20 protein-coding genes, 2 tRNA genes and 1 pseudogene are annotated in these 20433 nt (G+C 56.9%); 8 read left to right on the top strand and 15 right to left on the bottom strand.

Annotation, left to right across the window (positions count from 1 at the left end):
* The first annotated feature begins 38 nt into the window (after positions 1-38).
* The 7 genes and pseudogenes from PSJE_RS21035 to PSJE_RS31325 all read left to right on the top strand — a co-directional run bounded on the left by PSJE_RS21035 (position 39) and on the right by PSJE_RS31325 (position 4473).
* Positions 39-863, top strand: coding sequence for an FkbM family methyltransferase (locus tag PSJE_RS21035; RefSeq protein ID WP_090452580.1), 825 nt, complete (start codon positions 39-41; stop codon positions 861-863).
* Positions 864-941: 78 nt separating this feature from the next.
* Positions 942-1017, top strand: a tRNA-Thr gene (locus tag PSJE_RS21030).
* A 180-nt stretch (positions 1018-1197) separates the two neighbouring features.
* Positions 1198-1704 (top strand): hypothetical protein, encoded by a 507-nt coding sequence (locus PSJE_RS21025; RefSeq protein ID WP_090452578.1) that lies wholly within the window; start codon positions 1198-1200, stop codon positions 1702-1704.
* Positions 1701-2147, top strand: a complete 447-nt coding sequence (locus PSJE_RS21020; RefSeq protein ID WP_090452576.1) for a hypothetical protein — start codon at positions 1701-1703, stop codon at positions 2145-2147. The genes PSJE_RS21025 and PSJE_RS21020 overlap by 4 nt, the downstream gene beginning before the upstream one ends.
* Positions 2148-2868: 721 nt before the next feature.
* Positions 2869-3462: pseudogene (locus tag PSJE_RS31705) on the top strand (site-specific integrase); the annotation flags it as partial.
* 64 nt (positions 3463-3526) lie between these two features.
* Positions 3527-4291, top strand: coding sequence for an MltR family transcriptional regulator (locus PSJE_RS21010; RefSeq protein WP_090452574.1), 765 nt, complete (start codon positions 3527-3529; stop codon positions 4289-4291).
* 29 nt (positions 4292-4320) lie between these two features.
* Positions 4321-4473: transfer RNA gene (locus PSJE_RS31325), tRNA-Thr, on the top strand.
* 312 nt (positions 4474-4785) lie between these two features.
* On the opposite strand, the gene rffA is transcribed toward PSJE_RS31325, so the two are convergent.
* From rffA to PSJE_RS20945, 13 genes are all read right to left on the bottom strand, one after another.
* Complete coding sequence (gene rffA / locus PSJE_RS21005; protein ID WP_090452572.1) at positions 4786-5928, bottom strand: dTDP-4-amino-4,6-dideoxygalactose transaminase; 1143 nt, start codon at positions 5926-5928, stop codon at positions 4786-4788.
* Between the two features lie 72 nt (positions 5929-6000).
* On the bottom strand, positions 6001-6801 hold the full coding sequence (locus PSJE_RS21000) for a class I SAM-dependent methyltransferase (RefSeq protein ID WP_224795443.1): 801 nt from the start codon (positions 6799-6801) through the stop codon (positions 6001-6003).
* Between the two features lie 68 nt (positions 6802-6869).
* The gene (locus PSJE_RS20995; protein WP_090452568.1) at positions 6870-7280 is read right to left on the bottom strand and encodes a GtrA family protein; all 411 of its coding nucleotides are present in this window, start codon (positions 7278-7280) and stop codon (positions 6870-6872) included.
* 5 nt (positions 7281-7285) lie between these two features.
* The gene (locus tag PSJE_RS20990; RefSeq protein ID WP_090452566.1) at positions 7286-8206 is read right to left on the bottom strand and encodes a glycoside hydrolase family protein; all 921 of its coding nucleotides are present in this window, start codon (positions 8204-8206) and stop codon (positions 7286-7288) included.
* A 30-nt stretch (positions 8207-8236) separates the two neighbouring features.
* On the bottom strand, positions 8237-8899 hold the full coding sequence (locus tag PSJE_RS20985) for an acetyltransferase (protein ID WP_090452564.1): 663 nt from the start codon (positions 8897-8899) through the stop codon (positions 8237-8239).
* Entirely contained in the window at positions 8896-9837 is a 942-nt protein-coding gene (locus PSJE_RS20980) for a glycosyltransferase family 2 protein (RefSeq protein WP_090452563.1), read from the bottom strand. The genes PSJE_RS20985 and PSJE_RS20980 overlap by 4 nt, the downstream gene beginning before the upstream one ends.
* Positions 9834-10526 carry a WbqC family protein gene (locus tag PSJE_RS20975; protein ID WP_090452561.1) on the bottom strand — a complete coding sequence of 231 codons (693 nt, stop codon included), beginning with the start codon at positions 10524-10526 and terminating at the stop codon, positions 9834-9836. Before PSJE_RS20975 ends, PSJE_RS20980 begins: the two co-directional genes overlap by 4 nt.
* Positions 10523-11746 (bottom strand): hypothetical protein, encoded by a 1224-nt coding sequence (locus PSJE_RS20970; RefSeq protein WP_090452559.1) that lies wholly within the window; start codon positions 11744-11746, stop codon positions 10523-10525. Before PSJE_RS20970 ends, PSJE_RS20975 begins: the two co-directional genes overlap by 4 nt.
* 428 nt (positions 11747-12174) lie before the next feature.
* Positions 12175-12885 (bottom strand): SDR family NAD(P)-dependent oxidoreductase, encoded by a 711-nt coding sequence (locus PSJE_RS20965; RefSeq protein WP_057712436.1) that lies wholly within the window; start codon positions 12883-12885, stop codon positions 12175-12177.
* A gap of 43 nt (positions 12886-12928) precedes the next feature.
* Positions 12929-13585, bottom strand: coding sequence for a DsbA family oxidoreductase (locus tag PSJE_RS20960; protein ID WP_090452557.1), 657 nt, complete (start codon positions 13583-13585; stop codon positions 12929-12931).
* The gene (locus PSJE_RS20955) at positions 13582-13803 is read right to left on the bottom strand and encodes a tautomerase family protein (RefSeq protein WP_090452556.1); all 222 of its coding nucleotides are present in this window, start codon (positions 13801-13803) and stop codon (positions 13582-13584) included. Before PSJE_RS20955 ends, PSJE_RS20960 begins: the two co-directional genes overlap by 4 nt.
* 203 nt (positions 13804-14006) lie before the next feature.
* The gene (locus PSJE_RS20950) at positions 14007-15293 is read right to left on the bottom strand and encodes an OprD family porin (protein WP_090452555.1); all 1287 of its coding nucleotides are present in this window, start codon (positions 15291-15293) and stop codon (positions 14007-14009) included.
* Positions 15294-15554: 261 nt separating this feature from the next.
* Positions 15555-16226, bottom strand: coding sequence for a DsbA family protein (locus PSJE_RS20945; RefSeq protein WP_090452553.1), 672 nt, complete (start codon positions 16224-16226; stop codon positions 15555-15557).
* Positions 16227-16488: 262 nt separating this feature from the next.
* Between PSJE_RS20945 and PSJE_RS20940 the strand changes: the two genes are divergently transcribed.
* Entirely contained in the window at positions 16489-18582 is a 2094-nt protein-coding gene (locus tag PSJE_RS20940; protein WP_090452551.1) for a TonB-dependent receptor, read from the top strand.
* A gap of 230 nt (positions 18583-18812) precedes the next feature.
* On the opposite strand, the gene PSJE_RS20935 is transcribed toward PSJE_RS20940, so the two are convergent.
* Positions 18813-19025 (bottom strand): hypothetical protein, encoded by a 213-nt coding sequence (locus PSJE_RS20935; RefSeq protein ID WP_057712441.1) that lies wholly within the window; start codon positions 19023-19025, stop codon positions 18813-18815.
* Positions 19026-19267: 242 nt separating this feature from the next.
* A complete protein-coding gene (gene aguA / locus PSJE_RS20930; protein WP_057712442.1) occupies positions 19268-20374 on the bottom strand; it encodes an agmatine deiminase in 1107 nt (368 codons plus the stop codon).
* Between the last annotated feature and the right edge of the window lie 59 nt (positions 20375-20433).

Raw genomic sequence — 20433 nt, 5'->3', positions numbered from 1 at the left:
GGCCACGAACAAGAACATTCCTCCGACAGGATGCGCCAGTGACGTTCATTTCCTACGCACAGAATTTCGAAGACATACGCCTGTGGCGCGCCCTCAAAACCGTCGAGAACGGCTTCTACATCGACGTCGGGGCAAACGATCCCACCCATGACTCCGTCACCAAGGCGTTCTACGACAACGGCTGGACCGGCATCAACGTCGAACCGATGCCCAACTATTTCGAAGCCCTGAGCCAGCAACGCCCCAAAGACACCAACCTGCAGTGCGCGGCCGGGGAAAGTGCTGACGAACTGACCTTCTACGGCATCGCCGGCACCGGCCTTTCGACCCTGGACCCGGCCATGGCCAAACTGCACCGAGACGCCGGCATGGACGTGCGCAGCCAAACGATCAAGTCCCGCACCCTGGCCTCCATCTGCGAAGAACACGCCCAGGGCCGCGCCATTCACTTCCTGAAAATCGATGTCGAAGGCCACGAAGAAACCGTCCTGCGCGGCATGGACTTCAGCCAATGGCGGCCATGGGTGATCCTTATCGAAACCCCCTGGGCCCGCGACCAGGCCTGGGAAACCCTCGTCACCGACGCCGGCTACCACTCCATCCTGTTCGACGGCATCAACACCTACTACCTCGCCGAAGAACACCTGAACCTCAAACCCGCCTTCGACATCCCGCCGTGCAACCTGGACGAGTTCCAGTTCTGCAAAGGCCACAACTTCAGCCACCCTGTCGGCGACATCGAACACCAACTCGCCGCCGCCCTGCAACGCGCCGAACAGGCCGAAGCACAGCTGCGCGCGATGCAAAACAGTCGAACCTGGCAAGCCATCCAGAAACTCAAGAAAACCCTGCTGCGCGCCTGACCTGAAGCCAGCGCAAAAATAGTCATAATTCAGGGGTTTACAGAAGCCAACCAATCGCTATAATCGTCGCCCTGACACGCCGGTATAGCTCAGATGGTAGAGCAACTGACTTGTAATCAGTAGGTCCCGGGTTCGATTCCTGGTGCCGGCACCATACAAAACAAGGGCTTGCAGAAATGCAGGCCCTTGTCGTTTGTGGATAACGTAACAAGCTACGTAATAAGCTTGTCTAAACGGCCCATCACCTTCCATTAGCATTAGGGTGCACGGTCAGAGATCTTCTTCGATCCTCCTGCATTTATATAGGCAGGTCCGCAACCTTTCAGGTGAATGCATGGACAGCAGTGACCTAGCGCCGATCGCTTCCGATAATGGTGTAAGTGGCACCCAAAAAGCCGGCCGCGTTGAGGATATCGGGGAATCTGCGACCCCCCCCTTAACTGGGCAGTACATGGAACGGGCAATGATCGGTCTAGCAGCTGCTAGACCGAACAAGTTCGGAGGTGAACTGGGCGCTCCAATGTTCACTGCGATGGTGAATCATCTTTCGCATGAAAAAGAACAGGCAAAGTCTTCCGCGTCTGCAATCCAGATTAAATTTGAAGCGGTGACAGAAGAACTCAACGCTCTCAAAATTCAGAAAGTTCAGCTTGACGAACGACTGGAAAGCCTGCGCAGTACAAGCAAGATTAAACAGACCTGCGCGTTTTTGAGTCCCATTCTCTTCTCAGTAGCGATTGATCTCTATAAAGGCAACCTAAACTTTTCGGTTGTTATCGCCATTGCTGCAACTGCTCTGCTCGCAGTCAATTTTTTCGGATTTCGAGGTAAATCAGAATGAGTATTGGACAGGTTGAAAGCCTTGATATCGTTCATGTGGCCGACCATGGAATTCCGAACGAAGAGCACATTGCGATCTTCGTAGAACAAAATTGCAACCTTGCAGATTTTCTCCTAATTATCGGCCTAACAGGCTTGGAAGGTCAGACGACACCAGTTAAAGATCACATGCTTTGGTTCGGCTATGAACATGTGAACGAAGGCGACTGGATTATTGTTTATACAGCGGCAGGGTCGACCAGAATCCAACCAGCACCAGATGAACTAAAAGCACCGCCTGGCGCACGCGTTATTTCGATCCACTGGGGAAAGGATCACACAATTTTTCAGAATAGGAGCTTGGCTCCTATGATTGTTGAAATTGGTGCGATTGGGCTGAGCGCGCCGCCCGAGCCGAAATTCCAAGGTGTTTCGCAGAAAGAGAAACAACCTAGATTATTTTGAACCTGAGCTGTTGCCCACCACCCCAAGTTTCCCAAGCTGATAACGAGGGTTCGACTCCCATCACCCACTCCACTATTTTCAAGGCTTCCAGCGGTATCGAGGTGACGTTGCGTAGAACTGGTGACAGTTTTGGTGACAGTGACTGAAGTCCGGAAGTGTTTGCGCACCAGCATGAGTGCACAACATCTGACGGACCTGTGCCAGCGCCCACCCCCTAGGCGCTTTCGGCTTTTCATGTTGACCCATCGGAAAACGGTTAGGACGGTTAGTTTTTGACTGACTGCCCTGAAAGCCTTGTGTTGCTTGGCTTTGCGACGAGTGCCGTAGGTTAGGTTTTGGTTAGCACTGGGTTATTTCCTAACCTTTATAGATGTTAAAATACAGTAAATAAATTCCTTATGTATCAATAACTTAAAATTTGCTAACCCTCAACCTAACCATAACCCCCCCCCCAAAGTTATCCCGCAACCCCAGTAAATACAGGGTCTGCAGAATGCCTCCCGCCCCATTTTGAAAAACTAACCACTTTCCCGAGCGACCTCTGAAAATCGCCACCTGAGACCGCCGTGACAAGCCTTGGCATTCATCCCACTCGTGCAGGGATCCGCAGGCTTTTTCCACCCCACATTCGCGGACACAGCCCCCAGCCTGAGCCGGTTTGGGCTGGGTGCAGGTACGCAGAAAAAACGACACATTTAGCCCGCAGACGTGGTGGGGGGGACGACTGCGCGCGCCGAGTCATATCCATATCCTGATTGATCGCGCCACAGCACGCGGGCGATTGGCCCGCAACGAGCCAGGTGGTTGTCCCGAGTATCTGGCCAGCGCAATGGAACTGGCCTACCTATGCAGACTACGTGGCATCGAGGTCGTGACACTCACGGACTCCAGAGAGCTGGAAGAAGGAATACTGACTAACCGGCGCAAGGGCAGTCTAGACAATATTGTCCGATGGACACCGAGCCTACGTGCGGTGTGGGATGGCGCAATGGCCTTACGCGCCAGAACTTGGGAACGTCGGAAAACGCCAATCCCAATCGCGCCGTCGAAGCGCTTTATCATCGTGGCCAACCACGGTGGCCCCCTTCGAAAAACGAGCCTCGACACTGCATGACAGCGATTCATCACTTTGGCGATTGCGGATGGGAACATTGATCCTGAGGATCGCTTCGCGTTACATGATTTGAAGCGGCGAGGCATCGCTGACACGACCGGCACCAGGGCAAACAAACAGGAAGCCAGCGGCCACAGGGATCCGAAAATGATGGACGTCTATGACCTAAGTATTTCGATAGTGTCCCCAGCAGCCGATTGAATACACGAGTCCGATCACTTCTGCGGACTCAGTTAAATGACAGCACAACCAGGAGCTTGTTTTGATGGAAGGCAAGGAAGAAGAAAGATTGGAAGCGATGGAAGACGACATCTTCCGAGATCTGAATTCGTTGGGGAATACTCTTCACAACTTAGATGATCGTGGATTAGTTTTATCCTTAGCAGCTTTCGCAGAGGAAGCCCTTGGTACTTTGCTTAAAGCGTTCATGCTTCCGACTGCTACATCAAATCAGCTAGTGGACGGCTTCAATGCTCCACTGGGTAATTTTTCATCACGCATCAAAGCAGTTTACTCGCTCGGCCTTATCACCAAGGAGCAGTTCAGCGATTTAGAGCAGTTGCGCAAAATTAGAAATTATTTTGCGCACAGCTGGCAACCGATTTCGTTAGCTGATCAAAGAGTGTCTGGGCATATAAGATCCATGAACTACAGCCCACTCCTCCATGTATATCCAGCGACCGCAAATGATAAATTAAGATCTTCAGGTTATGCGCTACTGCTCACTCTAAATGCCGCAGCCATTCGCATAGCCGAGCACGGCGGTGAAGTGACACATACGGGATGTGAAATTTTTTTTGGGTTCCCAGGGGATTTCAACGAGCAGCTTACGTATGCAAGACAGCAATTTTTCGAAATCTGTATCCCTATGCAGTCAGCAATCGGCGAAGAACTCGCATTTTACAGACAGGTACTGACCAGATTTCATAGTAGAACTGAGTACCTGACAGGCGCCGTTTCGGACGATGACGAACGCGCCATCATTCAGCTACAAAAAGAAATCCTAGAGAAAATTGCTGAAGAACATTGACCCCTATCTTGCACCTATGACTTTGAGCAGCAAGCGTAATAAGGTCATACCGGCCTGCTGCTTATAGGGTCTCAGGCCTAGGTATGACGCAAGACAAATCATCATAACTTATTGATTTTACTATTAAATATATCTGACTTGTAATCAGTAGGTCCCGGGTTCGATTCCTGGTGCCGGCACCATACAGAACAACGACTTAGGCTCACCTTACGGTGGGCCTTTTTCGTTTCTGGGGTTTCACACCGGATTTGGTCACAGCTTCTCAGTTGACTGGAGGTGGCGGCAGCCTTTTTGACTGGCACCTCGCTGCACCCTCCCTGCTGTTCAAACTGAACGAAAAGCAACTTGCCCGAGGCGGTTTCCCACGCGACAAGCACACACACTGGCGCAGTGCTTGGCCTTCCTGGGCTACAAAGAACGCGCCGAGCCGAAAGCTGCTGCGATAAAACCCGGACTCGGGATCGTGCCGAACTCCGGCAAGAGTGCTTGTCGAATCAGCGACACAGTTCGTCCCGCAAGACTTCCACCACACGTTCCTGCTGCTCGACCGACATACCTACCCACAACGGCAGTCGCAGCAAGCGCTCCGAGAGGTTCACCGTGTTGTCCATGGCGCCATGGACACGGCCGTAACGCTGGCCAGCCGGCGAGGAGTGCAGGGGCACGTAATGGAAGACCGAATTGATTCCCTCTCGCTTGAGGCCATCGAGCACCGGTTGTCGCGGCACGTCTGCGGGCAGCAGCACGTAGTACATGTGCGCGTTGTGCTGGCAGTCGGCTGGCACGATAGGACGGCGCAGCGCCCCGCTGGTTTCCAGCGGCGCCAGCAATTCGTGATACCGCTGCCAGATGGCAAGCCGCGCCTGCGTGATGTGTTCGGCCTCTTCCAACTGCGCCCAGAGAAACGCGGCAGTCACGTCCCCTGGAAGGAATGACGACCCGACTTCCTGCCAAGTGTATTTGTCGACCTCGCCGCGGAAGAAACGGCTACGGTCAGTGCCTTTTTCGCGGATGACTTCTGCGCGCAACACATACGCAGGATCATTGACGAGCAATGCGCCGCCCTCGCCCGAAATGACGTTCTTGGTCTCATGGAAGCTGAAGGCGCCGAAGTCCCCGATACTGCCCAGAGCCCGCCCCTTGTAAGCGGCCATGACCCCCTGCGCCGCATCCTCGACCACCTTCAGGTTGTGACGCTGGGCGATCTCCATGATCGTATCCATCTCGCAACTCACGCCCGCATAATGAACCGGCACGATTGCCTTGGTGCGCGGCGTGATGGCCGCCTCGATCAGCGTCTCATCCAGGTTCAGGGTATCCGGACGGATATCGACGAACACGGGAACGCCGCCGCGCAAAACGAAGGCATTGGCCGTGGAAACGAACGTGAACGAGGGCATGATGACCTCGTCGCCCGACTGGATGTCCAACAACAACGCGGACATTTCCAGCGCTGCCGTGCACGAGTGGGTCAGCAAGGCCTTGCTCGAACCGGTACGTTCGATCATCCACTCATGGCACCGCTTGGTGAACGGGCCATCACCGGCGAGGATATTGCCGAACTTGGCTTCAGCGATGTAATAAAGTTCTTTCCCCGTCATGTAGGGGCGATTGAACTGGATCGTTTTGTCTTCCATCATTTGAGCCTTCGCACGCAAATTTTAATCGGGTCGAACTAGACTCACGTCGTTATGCAAAGTCGGGGGGCATCAACTCTTTTTCCGGACGACAAGCAGCCTGGAAGCACCGACCGGAAAACTCACTCCCACCTTGATGAGCAAACACTCCAGCCACATCACGAAACCAAACAGCACATTGAGCGCCTTGGGTACCGCTAATTCGGCGGTCTCGCTCGTATCGCCCCGCTGTTGCTTCTTGGCGCCGCGTGAAATCATCATCGCCGGCAGCAGTAACGAGACGAACGATGTGCTGCGCACGACGGAAAACCCCGCCTCTTCCACCTTGCGATGCAGGTCGGCGGCATCGTAGCGCCGCACGTGGCAGGAATATTCATCCACCTGGCTCCACAGCCACTGATGCTGGGGCACGGTCAACAGCATGATTCCCCCGGGCTTCAGGGCACGGTGCATCTGCTGGAGCACCACGGTATCCGCCTCGATGTGCTCGATGACATCGAACGCGCCAATCGCTTCGAACTCGTCGATGTAAGGGATATCGCGCGCATCCATCTGCACGAACTCCGCACCGGGCAAGCGAGAGGAGGCAAACTTCAGCCCGGTCGAGAACATCTCGCTGCCAAGCAATCTGGCCTTCGGAAACGCCACGGCGACCCGACTCAGAACGAAGCCGGTACCGCACCCGATTTCCAGAAATGAACGCATGCGCGGCGCATATTTCGTCAGCGCCCATGTAATCAACCTGCCACGCGCCCGGAACCAGAAATGGCCGCTTTCAAGATGCGCGTAGGTCTCGTAGAAGTCGGCCTTGAAGCCCTCCTGCTTGTCCTCGAGTTCTGGCGCAAACGCGGCAAAACCGTTCTTTCGAGCCACCTGATGTCCACACTGGACGCATGTCCATTGCTCCGAGGCGTACGGCGTCTCGCATTCAGAACAGATCTTCACGCTTGGTTCCCATCCGGTTGATCATGACGAAAGACGAATAGCTTGAAGACGACGAACAAGAAACCTCCTACAACGAAAATGGCAGCGGCCTGGACCCACTGATGAGGATATCCCAGCTTGTCGACAAACACGGTTAGCAAGGCCAGGTTGAGCAAGTAGCCGGCAGCGTGCGCCAGGCCGAAGCGCCATGCCGTCCCCACGACATTGCCGCGATGCTCGAACGCCCAGTTGCGGTTGCCCAGGAAGCTGATGCAGATGCCAAGCACGTACAGGAAGCTCATGGCCAGCTTGAATGGGATGCCCAGCCACGTCAATGCCAGGTAGGCCGCATAACCGATGGCATTGCAGGCGACGCCGACGACTGCGTAACGGAGAATGGGCCTGATCACGGGCCGCCAGCGCTGCATTAGAATCACTCGTCTCCCCAGACAGCAATCCCGAAACCCGTCTTGCCATAGCCGTTGCCGTTATAAAGCATGTAGCGTCGACCGGCATGATCGAAGACGAACGGGTAACAGATCATCTCCGAATCCCAACCCGATTCCGATACGTCGATTCCCACCTGCTCATCGTGTCGCGTCCATTGCACGCCATCGGACGAGGTCGCGTAGCGGATCCGGTAGGTGGGGCAGTCCTTCGTGGCCCGGGAGCAGAACCACATCCGGTACATGTCCGCATCCTTGAGCACGCGCGGCACACCCAGGGCGTACTCGTGTTCGTCACGGAACCCGATGGCAACCGTGCCGTTGCGCTCCCACTCGATCCCGTCGGCGGACTCAGCATACTCGAGATGATAGAAGTGCTTCGCTTCCGAAGGGCCTTGCTCCCAGCGCACACAGGAGGTGAACCAAGCCCTGAATCGTCCGGCCTCGAACTGCACCTCGGGGGTGGCGACAAAGTGAGGAAGATCGCGGGTGCGGTCGATGACGGGGCCGCGGAACAGCCTCTCGAAGCGCTGGGTGGCCTCGTTCCATTCGGCCAGGCCGATGGAATTGCGGATCTTCACCGTCACGCCCAGGTTGATCCCGGTGTAGTACAGCAGCTTGCGGCCACCGACGTTGACGATCGAATTGGGCAAGGCGCCACTGTCGTCGAAACATCCGAGGTCGCCCGGTTCGAGGACCGGATCCGGATGGACGCGCAAGACCTTGGTCGGGTCCCGCATGTCGATCTCGAGGAAGCCGCCGTGTCCGCGATTAGTCTTGTCGCGCGATGAGAAATAGATGCGATACAGGTCGCCATCCACCTGCTCGGCAATGGGAATCATCGCGTGAGAATACAACCAATCGCTCTGCCCTTCTGCGCAGAATATCTTTCCTAGTTTTTTCCACATGGGATGTCTTCACGCCAATTATGAGGTTCTTCAGATGTTCCTGACGCGGGTACTCGGCACGCGCGACCGTTCGGTGGCTTGTCCAACGTACACGCCTTCGGCAGCGACATCTCCAAGAATCAGCGCGCCGGCGCCGATGATGCATTTCTCGCCGATGGTGACGTGATCGCGAAGGGTTGCGTTGACGCCGAGAAAACAGCTTTCCCCGATCGTCACACGGCCGGATACGACGATGTGCGAGGCCAGGAAACAGTGGTCCTCGATACGCGAATGATGTCCGATGTGATTGCCGCTCCACATGGTCACGTTGTTGCCGATGCGCACGAAGGGCTGAACGGTATTGTCTTCCAGGATGAAGCAGTTCTCGCCGATGTCCTCTGTCAGCACCGAGGCTCGCGAACTGATGTAGCTGACCATTTCGTAGCCCAGCGCCTTGACTGCCAGATATTTTTCCTTGCGGATCTGGTTGAGCTTGGAATAGCCGAGCGCGACGAAAAAGACATACCGGTCTGGCGGGTAGATCTGGGTGACTTCATCGAATGCCACCACCGGAAACCCCTTGAAGCTCTTGTCGGTCGGCATGTAGGCGGGATCGACGGCAAACGCCTCGACCTGATAGCCGGAGTCGTTGGAAAAATAATAGAGTGCGAGCTCGGCGGCGTCGGTGAGACCAAAAATAATGAGTTTTTTCATTCGATGCTCCGCGCCTCAGCCTGACGGTAGACGTGCCGGACGATAGTGTAGGGTCTCTGCTTGACTTCGGAATAGATCTTGGCGAGATAAATCCCGACCACGCCGACGAATGCGATGATCAGGCCGCCGAGCAGCCAGATCGAAGCCATAAGCGACGTATAGCCGCTGGGTGGGTTCGCCAGGAGCAGCCAGTTGACGACGAGAAAGCTCGTGTAGGCGGCCGACAGCAGGAAGATCGCGCAGCCCACGCCGAAGATGCCCACCAGCGGTGCACTGCTGAAGGCAGTAATCGAATTGACCAGTTGCGCCACTTTCTTTCCCAGCGTGTAGGTCGTCTCGTCACGACTGCGCTTGTCGATGGCCTGCGCGCGCTGATCGAAACCGGTGATGACCCACAGACCCGCCATGAACAACTCGCGTTCGTCGTGCTGAATCAGCGCATCCACATAGCGGCGCGACATCAGCCTGGCGACGACGATATTGTCGGGCATATCCAGCCCGCTGAGGAAACGGAAGAGTTTGTAGAACACCTGCCCGGTCCAGCGTTCGAAGTGCTTGCCTTTTCGCTGCTGCTGGACACCGTAGACCACATCGGCCTTTTCGCGCTCCATCTGCTCGCTGAACGAGAGCAACCATGCCGGATCTTCCTCCAGGTCGCTATCGAGCAGGAAGACACGTTCACCGCGGGCATGTCGCAGGCCCGTCATCATGGCCTTGTGGTGGCCGAAGTTGCGCGAGAGATCGACGACCACCACGTGGTGATCGGCTTCGCTCAACTGGACGGCCAGTTCCAGGCTTGAATCGGGCGAGCCGTCGTTGACCAGTACGATCTCGTAATCGTCTCCGACCAGTTGTTGTGCCGCCTGGCTAGCACGGAGATGGAACTCCTCGACGAACTTGGCCGAGCGGTAAAGCGTGGCGACGATGGACAGCCTCATGCTTTGACATGCCTCATGTAACGGCGCGCGTCCTTGCCGCCATTGAACAGCAGATCCAGGACGGTGACGCCATGGGTGAATTCCCCCCAGAGTTGTGGATACTCGGGGAAGCCGGCGTAATCGAACCATTGCAGCGCAATGCCGGCGGCGTCGAACAGCGGCGCCTCAATGTAGTCTTTTGCCGCCGGCCCCGACAGGTAGTGCGTCGCACCGGCCTGCTGACAAAGGTCCACCAGGCGGGCAGTCCGGGTTTTGTCGCCGGCAGACACATAGTCCCAGCAATTCGTAATGCGGGTTTCAATACCGATGTATCGGCAAATCGCTTCCATGAACTTCCGGTTCATCGACGACAGACCCGTGTGGGTCTCCACCAGATAGAGCGGCTCGAGCCACTGGGCGACCTCATCGAAGAAAGGCGCTCGCCGATAGTTGCTCTGCAGCGTTTTCCAGTGCTTGGCCTGCCAGGCAGGGGCCAGCTCGACATCGCGAATGCGGCGACTGATGCCTTGCCCGACAGGCACGCTGAGCCACTGGACGCCTTGCGGCGTCTTGATCAGGTTGCGATTGCGCCAGTCGTTCTTGGTGAACTGCATGTCGTCGTAGAGGATGAACTCATCGACCGCAGCGATCATGTCGAAATAGCCCTTCCAGGGTATGTAGTTCGACTGAAGAATGGCGACGGTCTTCATGGCTGCTTGATGCTCGCGTCCCAGGCGCCCGGGTAGTAACACCCCTGGCATTTTGCCTGCGCGACCTGCTGGAGATGGAAGGAAATGCAGAACAACAGCACCAGCGCCCAGAAACGCAACGCAGCCGGTGAGGGCTTGAACGCAAAATTCAGAACAATCGCGACGAAAACCGGTGCCATCAGCAGGTAGTCATACAGGTACGGATGAATGGCAACGGCCTGCGGCCACAGCAGGCTGGTCATCACGTATTGCGAAAAAAGCAGGTAGTAGAACATGCTGACGCCGACCAACGGGGAGGTCCCCGCCGGTGCCGCAACGCCGGCAGGTTCACGCCGTTTGATCATGCGCAAACAGGCCAACTGGGCTACCAGGAACAGGATCGGCACGGCAATGGTCGGAAATGGCCGTGGGAACTGCGGAACAAGTACCGACTTCACGATGTTGGTGAAATAAGTGGTGTCGCCATCCAGACCAGCGCGAAACAGCCAGCCGCTGTTGGACGAGGTGAAACCCAGTGCCTTCGATATCAGTGGGGACGGCAGATAGAAGGCAACGGCCGCAACGAGGGCCACCAATGCCAGACGACACATCCGTCTGTCGAGACCGTCGCTGCGGCATGCCCAAACCAGTAAGGCGGCGCCCAGCAACGCCGCCGAGATCGGAGAAAACACGGCAAACAACACGATCACTGTCATGACCGCTCCGGATCGTTCCCGATTTTTCCAGATCAAGAACGCAGCCAGCGCCTGGAACGCAAATATCAATGGGAACGTATTGTCGACGTTGAATCTGGCCGAAGAAATCCAGAATCCCGGCATCGACACCATGAATACGACCGATAACAGAATCAGCAGGCCCTGACCGAATGCCAGGCGCTTTTCCACCAGGCGGGACAGAAAAAAGAACGTAACGCCTGCCAATGAAATGATGTTCAGGAAAGCCCCTGTCACTCTCATCGGTAATGCCTGCACATACATTTCCACTTTATAGAGGGCGTACATGTAGAACAGATAAGCAGTGGAGTGGTTGGAATACGCGATCTTATTTGCATAGTCCTCCATCGAATAGAAGACGAGGAAACCGTGCTGCGAAAAAGCGTGTTGCTCCCAGATGGGGAACGTGAAGTTTCTCAGGCGCTCGGGCGCGATCGCAATCTGGCTTGCCGCTTCCCGGAAGCCCAGTGAGTACACCACGCCGATGGTTATGATGACTGCCAGCAAGTATAAGCAGGAGAAAAGTTTATTATTTTTTATAAAGATCATCTTTTCTAGTATTCGCAATACGCTTGGGATAATTGGTGCCAGTACGGGAGGCCCAACGCGGCATTTGCTGCCAAACGAGGTAGAATCGGGTAGCGATCGGGGGAATGGCCCGTGGTATAGAGGATTACGGTCAGGCGGCAGCGCGATCATAATCTAGATGTACGGTCTGGTGAAGCGCTCCTCGTAGAGGGCGAATTGATTCACCGTGCTTTTTCAGTCGTGGGCGGGTGTTGGCGAAACTCACACCCCTGCGGTGCTCTCACATTGAAGGCCTGATTCTTGTAATCAGTAGTTCCCGGGGTCGATTCCTAGTGCTGCACCATACAAAACAAAGCCCCTGCAGAAATGCAGGGGCTTTGTTGTTTCCGGGGTTTGAAAACGCGCCTTTAGTGTCCCGCGCTCTGACCACCGTCCACGTGCAGGATTTCGCCAGTGACGAACTTGGCGCCGTCCAGATACACGACCGCTTGCGCAATATCATCGATCTCGCCCATGTGTCCGACCGGGTGCAGATTGCCCAGTGCTGCGTGGGTTTCTTCGCCGTGCATGGGGGTCTTGATGATGCCGGGGCTGACCGCGTTCACCCGGATCCCGCGCTTGGCGTATTCGATGGCCAGGGATTTGGTTGCCGCGTTGAGGCCGCCCTTGGTCAGTGAAGCCAACACCGATGGCACGCCGTCGATGGCGTGGTCCACCAGGCTGGTGGTGATGTTGACGACGTGGCCGCTGCCCTGCTTTTCCATCTCGGCGATGGCGAGTTGGGTGATGTAGAAGAAGCCATTGACGTTCACCGACAGCACATTGGCGTAGTCTTCTGCGGTGTACGCGGTGAACGGCTTGGCGATGAAGATCCCGGCGTTGTTGACCAGAGTATCGATGCGACCGAAACGGGAGATCGCTTCACGGATGACGCGCTGGGCGGTTTCCGGCTCGCCGATGTCACCGGCCACGGTGAGAATGTCCGGATCGGTGGACGGCTTGATCGAACGCGAAGTGGCGACGATCCGGTAACCGAGTTCACGAAAGGCTTTGACCATACCGTCGCCGAGACCCTGGGATGCGCCGGTGATAACGATGACTTTTTTCGAAATGCTCATGATGAAGACCTCTGACAATTAAAAGTGGGGTAGAAATCTGTAATCAGGCTTCGGCCGGGGCGTTCGCCATTTGTCTCAACATCTGTTCGTAGTACTCGACCGATTGCGAACCGGACACCAGGTGGCGACCGTTCAGCACCATGGCCGGGACCGAGTTGATGCCGTGCTGGCGGTAATAGATTTCAAGCTCACGCACGTCGCTGGCGAATGCGTCGGACGCCAGCACCTCTCTCGCCCCTGTCGCATCCAGCCCCGCTTCAGTCGCCAGACGCACCAGCGTCGAGTGATCGCTCGGGTTCTGGCCTTCGCTGAAGTAGGCCCGTAGCAGCACCTTCTTCAACTCGACTTGTCGCCCTTCCTGCAACGCCCACAGCAACAAACGGTGCGCATCGAAGGTGTTGTAAAAATGCGTGCGCTTCTCCAGATCGAACTTGAAGCCGATGGCCTCGCCGCGAGCGATCTGCATGGCCTTGCCGACAGCGACGTCGTCGGCTGTTCTCCCGTACTTGCGCATCAGGTGCTCGACCGCTTGCTCACCTTCGGCCGGCATGTCCGGGTTCAACTCGAACGGCTTGTAGGTCAGCTCGACCGAGACTTCCCCGGCCACGTTCTCGATCGCCTGCTCCAGCGCCGTCGCCCCCAGCGCGCACCAGGGGCACACCACATCGGAGATGAAATCGATGGTGACGGAGGACGTCATGACTGCCCTTCCGCCTCGGCCAGTTGCTTGCGGTACTGGGTGGTGGTGATGCCGGCGTAACCCCAGTTATCGGTGTCGACTTCCTCGATCACGATGTGGGTCAGGTCAGGGCGTTTGTTGAGGACGCGTTCCAGTGTTTCAGTGATCTCGGCAATCACCTGAGCTTTCTGCTCAGAGGTAACGCCATCGCGGGTGATGCGTACGGTTACGAAAGGCATGAGGGAAACTCCAGTGACCTTCCCGTCGGGATGATGGGAGAGGCGTTGGAGCTCAATTTATGGAGTTTGCTGGAAGGGATAAAGGTGGGAGCGGGAACTTCATTCGTTACGTGGTGTAATGATTGTGCTGTGAAAAAGCCCCGAACCAGTCGGGGCTTTTCCTTTCTCAGCCCTTCATCAGGCCTCGAAACCGCAACCGCTCATCAGAAGATGTTGATCGGGTAATCCACAAACACACGCACTTCGTTGCCACTGACGTTGTACTCGCTCGACTTCTGCGACACACGCAGGACCGAGCTGCGCAGTTTCACGCTGAGGTCTTTGGCCGGGCCGCTTTGGACGACGTATTTGATCTGGTTGAAGATCTCGCGCTCGGTGCCGCCTTCGCTGGTGGAGGTGGTGATGTTGTCACCGCGCACATAGGCCACGTTGTAGCTCAGGCCCGGTACACCGAAGGTGCTGAAGTCCAGGCCGTAGCCCACTTGCCAGCTGCGTTCGTCTTCGGCGTTGAAGTCGGACCAGTAGGAGTTCGCCAGGTAGATGGTGTTGCCACCGTCGCCGACGCGACTTTGATCTTTCTGGTAACCGCCGTAGGCGTAGCCCAGGTTGCTGTCGCCGGTGCTGCGCTGGTGTGCGAGGGTGAACGAGTGCGGACCGGTGATGAAGGTGGCCGCCAGGCTCCAGATCTTGTTGTCGTCGCCAGTGATACCGTTTTCGCGGACGTAGGAGTCTTCCAGCTTGGTGCGGTAGCCGTTGAAGTCCAGGGTCAGGGACTGGTCCTTGTCGATCGGGAACACGTAGTTGGCGTTCACGTATTGTTTCTTCAGCACGTCTTCGACGTCGGAAGCGTAGAGCGCGGCCTTGAATTGCTCGGTGAACTGGTAGCTACCGCCCAAGACGTTGATCGACTTCAAGCCACCGCTGTCACGGCCTTCGGCGCTTTTGCGCGATTCGGCGGTGAAGCGGCCGGCGTCCAGTTGCAGGCCTTTGATCTCCTTGGAGGTGATCAGAGTGCCGGTGTAGCTTTCCGGCAGCAGGCGCGAATTGTCGTAGTTCAGCACCGGCAGGGCCGGCATCTGGTCGCCGTAGGTCAGGGTGGTGCTGGACAGACGGAACTTGATCGCCGCGCCGCCCTTGGACAGATCGTCAGCCGGCTGGCCGCTGTCGCCCTTTTTGAAGAAATCGATGCCTTGCGCGCCGCTACGGTCTTCGTTGCGCTCCAGGTTCAGAGCGTATAACCCGAAAGCGTCCACACCCACACCCACGGTGCCTTGGGTGAAGCCGGACGAGAACGTGCCGATGGCCGCCTGGCCCCACTCGGATTTGTCCGGGTTGCCGTCTTTGTAGTCACGATTGATGTAAGCATTGCGCAGCAGCACTTTGAGGCTGCTGTCTTCAACAAAACCCTTGGATTCGGCCTGGTCGTTCGCCATGGCCTGTGTCGCACTCAACATCCCCAGAGCGATCAGGCTGATTCGCTTGTTCAACATTTTGTTCTTTTCCTTATTTCCGGTTGATACGCGCTGTGCCGAACGGCCGAAACGGCGCTATCGCGCTCTTTTTTCATGACGAAAACAAAAAGGCCCGCCCACGATTTCTCGCGGCGGGCCTTTTTATAATTTTTGATCGTGGCGGTTGGCCACAGGCGTTGGGCCGAATCGTAGCTGCGCCCTTAACGATGTGTCAATTTCATGAATCTTCTAAAATTAGGCGAAAAACGTCTAAGAAATTGCTTCACGCAGCAGGAATATTCAATCGCTGCAGCCATCGAGGCCGCAGGCTGCCACGGAAATGGATGATCCCTGATCGGGCAGCGACTGACTCAGCCACTGCGCAAATGCCTGGGGTTTGCCCAGCCACGGCCCGATATCGATCAGGGTGAATTGGTCATTGTGCTCAAGCGCCAGGGTCGGAAAGCCCTGCCCGCCAACCTTGGCCAAAAGCGCCCGGCTGTTCCTGATATGGCCTTCGGTGTCGGCCGTCCTGAAGGCTCTTTCGAAGGTTTGAGGGGCCAGCCCCATGCCGTGGGCCAGTTCAAACAGTACCGATTCGTCGGCGATGCGGCGCCCCTCCACGTAGTGAGCACTTTGCAAACGCCCCAACAACTCCAGCCCGCGACCTCCCATTTGCTCGGCAGCCAGCACCGCAGCGATGGGTGGCGCCGAGTCGAACACGGCGGTGTGATCACGCAACAAACCTTCGAAATAGCCTTCACCGAACGGCTGTCCGCTGTATTCGGCAATGCGCCGATCATGGGGCATGACGTAACTGCGCAGTTGTGGCGATACCTTTTGCCGATTGGCACCCGTCATCATGCCGCCGCCGTGGGCAATCACGGGCAGCACAGCCTGGGCGGCCTGCACCAGCGGTTTGGCGCCGTAGCACCAGCCGCACAATGGGTCGTAGATGTAATGCAGGATCATGGGAAGGCTCCGACAGAAATTCAGGAAAATTCGATGTCGGCAGGTTAGTGCCGCAGCGGCTCCGGAAAAACGCCGGATTGGCTTTCAGTCTGTTGCTTGAATCGGTCGAATGAATGCGTCGGCATTTGTATTAACTCAGACACAACTCGAAACAATCGAATGATATAGATTCTCAATTACATCTAACGGCAGCAAATGACAAGCATTACTATTCGCGCCCCTTGCACGCTTCAACCTGAAAATTCTACGGATGCGCTTTTCAATGTCTGCCCCTTTTCGCCTTGCGCCCTACAGCCTTGGGCTTTCTGCCTTGTTGTCTGCCGGTTTTTCCTACGCTGCACCGACTACCTTGCCTGCCACATCGATCAGCGCCGAAGCTGAAGCCGACGACCCGCGCGTAACCCAAACCAGTACAGCAACCCGGACCGCGACACCGGTGCGCTACGTGCCACAAGCCATCGACTCGATCAAAACCTCGAACGTCATGGATTACGGCACCAACGATCTGGGCACGGCGCTCAGCGGTATCCCCAACGTCAGCAGCGGCGCCGATACTCGTTTCGACAGCCTGCGCATCCGCGGTTTCGACGCCAGCAACGACTTCTATCTCGATGGCATCCGCGACGACAGCCAGTACGTTCGCGACCTGCACAACATTGAACGCATCGACGTGTTAAAAGGCCCCGCTGCCGTGTTGTATGGCCGTGGCAGCCAGGGCGGCATCGTCAACCGGGTGAGCAAACTGCCCGAGTTCGGTCGCCGCTCGACCATTGAAGCCCAGGGCGGTAGCGAGGACTTGCGCAGCCTCTATGCCGACCTCAGCACCGACCCTTCCGAGAACATCAGCCTGCGCCTGAACATGGGCAACATGGACGAGAACAGCTTTCGTGATGGTGTGAGTGGCAATCGCCAGTTGTTCGCGCCCTCGATGAGCTGGCAGCTGACACCCGACCTGAACTGGTTGGTGCAGTACGAATACAGCCGCTACAACCGCACGCCGGATCGTGGCATCCCCGGCGTAAACGGTCGCCCGGCAGACGTGGGACGCGATACGACCTACGGCAGCGAAAACGATTTCATCGACGACAAGGCGCAGTCCCTGCGCTCGAAACTCACGTATGAACTGAGCGACAACTGGCAACTGCGCCAGACCCTGGGTGTTTTCAAGCTCGACAGCGATTTCGACAATACTTACTTGACCGGCTATGTCCCGGCCACCAACAAGGTTACGCGCCAGCACTGGCAGCAGGACCTGAACACTCGCAATGTCTACAACAACGTCGAGCTGGAAGGTGGTTTCGATACCTTCGGCCTGGAGCACCGCTTGCTCACCGGCATCGAAATCGGCAGCCAGCGCCGCGACCCACTGCTGTACACCGCCGCCACTTCCGGCCCGGGCAGTTCACCGGTGCCGGCGCTGGACCTGAACAACCCGGACCGCAATTTGCGTCATACCGGGCGCATGGTGGTGTCGAGCAACACCCACACCGAGGTCGAGAGCCGTGCGGTGTATGTGCAGGATCAATTGCGCCTGAACGATCAATGGCAATTGCTCGCCGGCCTGCGTTACGACACGTTCGATATCGAGTCGACCAACAAGGTGCGCAACATTTCCGAAGACAGTGACAGTCATAGCACCAGCCCTCGCGTTGGCGTGGTCTGGACGCCGCTGCAAAATCACTCCTTCTACGCCTCCTGGAGCAAGACGTTCTCGCCGGTCGGCGGTGGCTTGATCGGCATCACCCCGGGCGCGGCAGGTAACAGCAATGACCTGAGCCCGGAGCGGACCAGGCAGAAAGAAATCGGGGTGAAGAGCGACTGGCTCGACGATCGCCTGAGCACCACGCTGGCCATCTATGAGCTGGAGCTCTACAACCGTCGCACCAGCGACCCGAACAACCCGACCATTACCCTGCTTTCAGGGCTGCAACGCTCTCGCGGGGTCGAGCTGACCGCCGCTGGCAGGATTACCGGCAACTGGTACATGCGCGGTGGCGTGGGTCTGCAGGACGCAACCATCGAAAAGGACAACAACGGCCTGGAAGGCAAGCGCATCAACAACGTGGCCAAGCACAACGGCAGCCTGTTCCTGACCTGGAAACCGGAAATGGGCTGGTACGCCGAAACCGGCTTGACCTTGGTTGGCGACCGCTATGCCGATAACCTCAACACCACTGTGTTGCCGGGTTATGGCCGCTGGGACGCCTTGGCAGGCTTCCGCCAGAAGGATTGGGATTTGCGCGCGGCGCTGAACAATATCAGCGACAAGACGTATTACGAATCGGCAACCAGTGCATTCCAGATCCAGCCGGGGGCACCGCGTAGCCTGGTGGTGACGGGCACCTACAGTTTCTAAACACCACTTATCCCGGTGTGAACCAATAACACTGGTTCACACCATTCCCTTGTGGGAGCGAGCTTGCTCGCGATAGCGGTGGGTCAGTCAATATAAATGCTGACTGGTCGGGCGCCATCGCGAGCAAGCTCGCTCCCACAGGGGATCGCGGTGATTGCATGAATCTGCGCGCAAAAAAAAACGCTGCCATCCCGGCAGCGCTTTTTTTGTTCAATCCGTTGTTGTTCTTCTTATCCTTCCATCACATCCCACAACGCATCCAGTTCCGCTTCGCTGAATAAACCAGCAGGGTAACGCTCGATCATTGTCCGGCGCGGATCAGTATCGCTGATCTGACGCATTCCATTGGACTTGAACCAGTGCGCCAGGATCTGGAGCGATTCGCTATTTACTGCCAGGGGATGCAACGCCTTGTCGCTCACTACGTTCACTTCGGCGTTCATTTCAGCGCTCTCTCCCGGTTTGTGAGCGGCTAACTTATCCAAGGTTTATGACAGAACATAGAAGTCCTCCCTCCCCCGAGTTACAACAGCGGAGATACAAGAGCTGTGCCAAGGTTTCTGAATGTGGCCTGGCAGATACAAAAAAGCCCGCAGGCCTGTAGGGCCGCGGGCTCCGTGCATTGCGGGAGGCTGATCGACAGCCTGAGGGATTTCGTAATCAACTCAAGCTGTTACGACCTCACTCACTCCTTGTGTGGCGCGGGTTGTTGCTGGGTAAGACAGTGAATATTGCCGCCCCCCAGTAACAGTTCGCGACCAGGCACCATTACCACTTCATGCTGTGGGAACAGGTTCTGCAAGATTTCCTTTGCCGGACCATCCTGCGGGTCGTCAAAGCTCGGCGCGATGATGCCGCCGTTGACGATCAGGAAGTTCACGTAGGAACCGGCCAGACGAACAGTAGGATTACGTTCCTGCGTACCATCAACCGGATCGACACCGGCACACTCTTCCTCGGTCGCAAACAGCGGACCCGGGATCGGCATCTTGTGCACCGTGAACGGGCGCCCCTTGGCATCGGTGCTGCTTTGCAGCGCTTTCATCGCCGCCTGACAGCGCGGGTAGTTCGGGTCCTGCGGATCATCGGTCCAGGCCAGCAGCACTTCACCCGGGCGCACGTAGCAGCAGAAGTTATCCACATGGCCGTCGGTTTCGTCGTTGAACAAGCCATCCGGCAGCCAGATGATCTTATCCACAGCCAGGTTTGCACTCAGGACCGCTTCGATTTCCGCTCGATTCATGTGCGGGTTGCGATTGCGGTTGAGCAGGCATTCTTCGGTGGTGATCAGGGTGCCTTCGCCGTCGACGTGAATCGAACCGCCTTCCAGCACGAAGCCTTCGGTGCGATAGCGGGGGCTGCGCTCGATCTCGAGGATCTTGCCACCAACCTGCGAGTCACGGTTCCACGGCGAATACAGGCCGCCGTCAAAACCGCCCCAGGCATTGAAGTCCCAGTTCACGCCACGGACTTCGCCACTGTTGTTGATGACGAAGGTAGGACCGGAGTCGCGAACCCAGGCGTCGTCGCTGGACATTTCCACCACACGAATATTCGGCACGTCCAGACGGGCACGGGCGTTTTCGTACTGGCCGGCGGAAACCGCCACGGTCACCGGTTCGAAACGGGCGATGGCCTTGGCCACTGCCACGTGAGCGGCTTGTGCCGGTTTGCCACCCAGGCGCCAGTTGTCCGGGCGCTCGGGCCAGATCATCCAGGTCTGGGTTTGAGGTGCCCATTCGGCTGGCATATAGAAGCCGTCGGCGCGAGGGGTGCTGTTCAACGTGGTCATGGCTCAGGACTCCGGAGTGACATTGATACCTGACAGAAATGGAAGCGTATGTGTAAACG

Source organism: Pseudomonas jessenii (assembly GCF_002236115.1).
In the GTDB taxonomy this organism is placed as follows: Bacteria; Pseudomonadota; Gammaproteobacteria; order Pseudomonadales; family Pseudomonadaceae; genus Aquipseudomonas; species Aquipseudomonas jessenii.
Note: the sequence above shows the minus strand (reverse complement) of the source record. Positions and strands in the feature narration are given on the sequence as shown.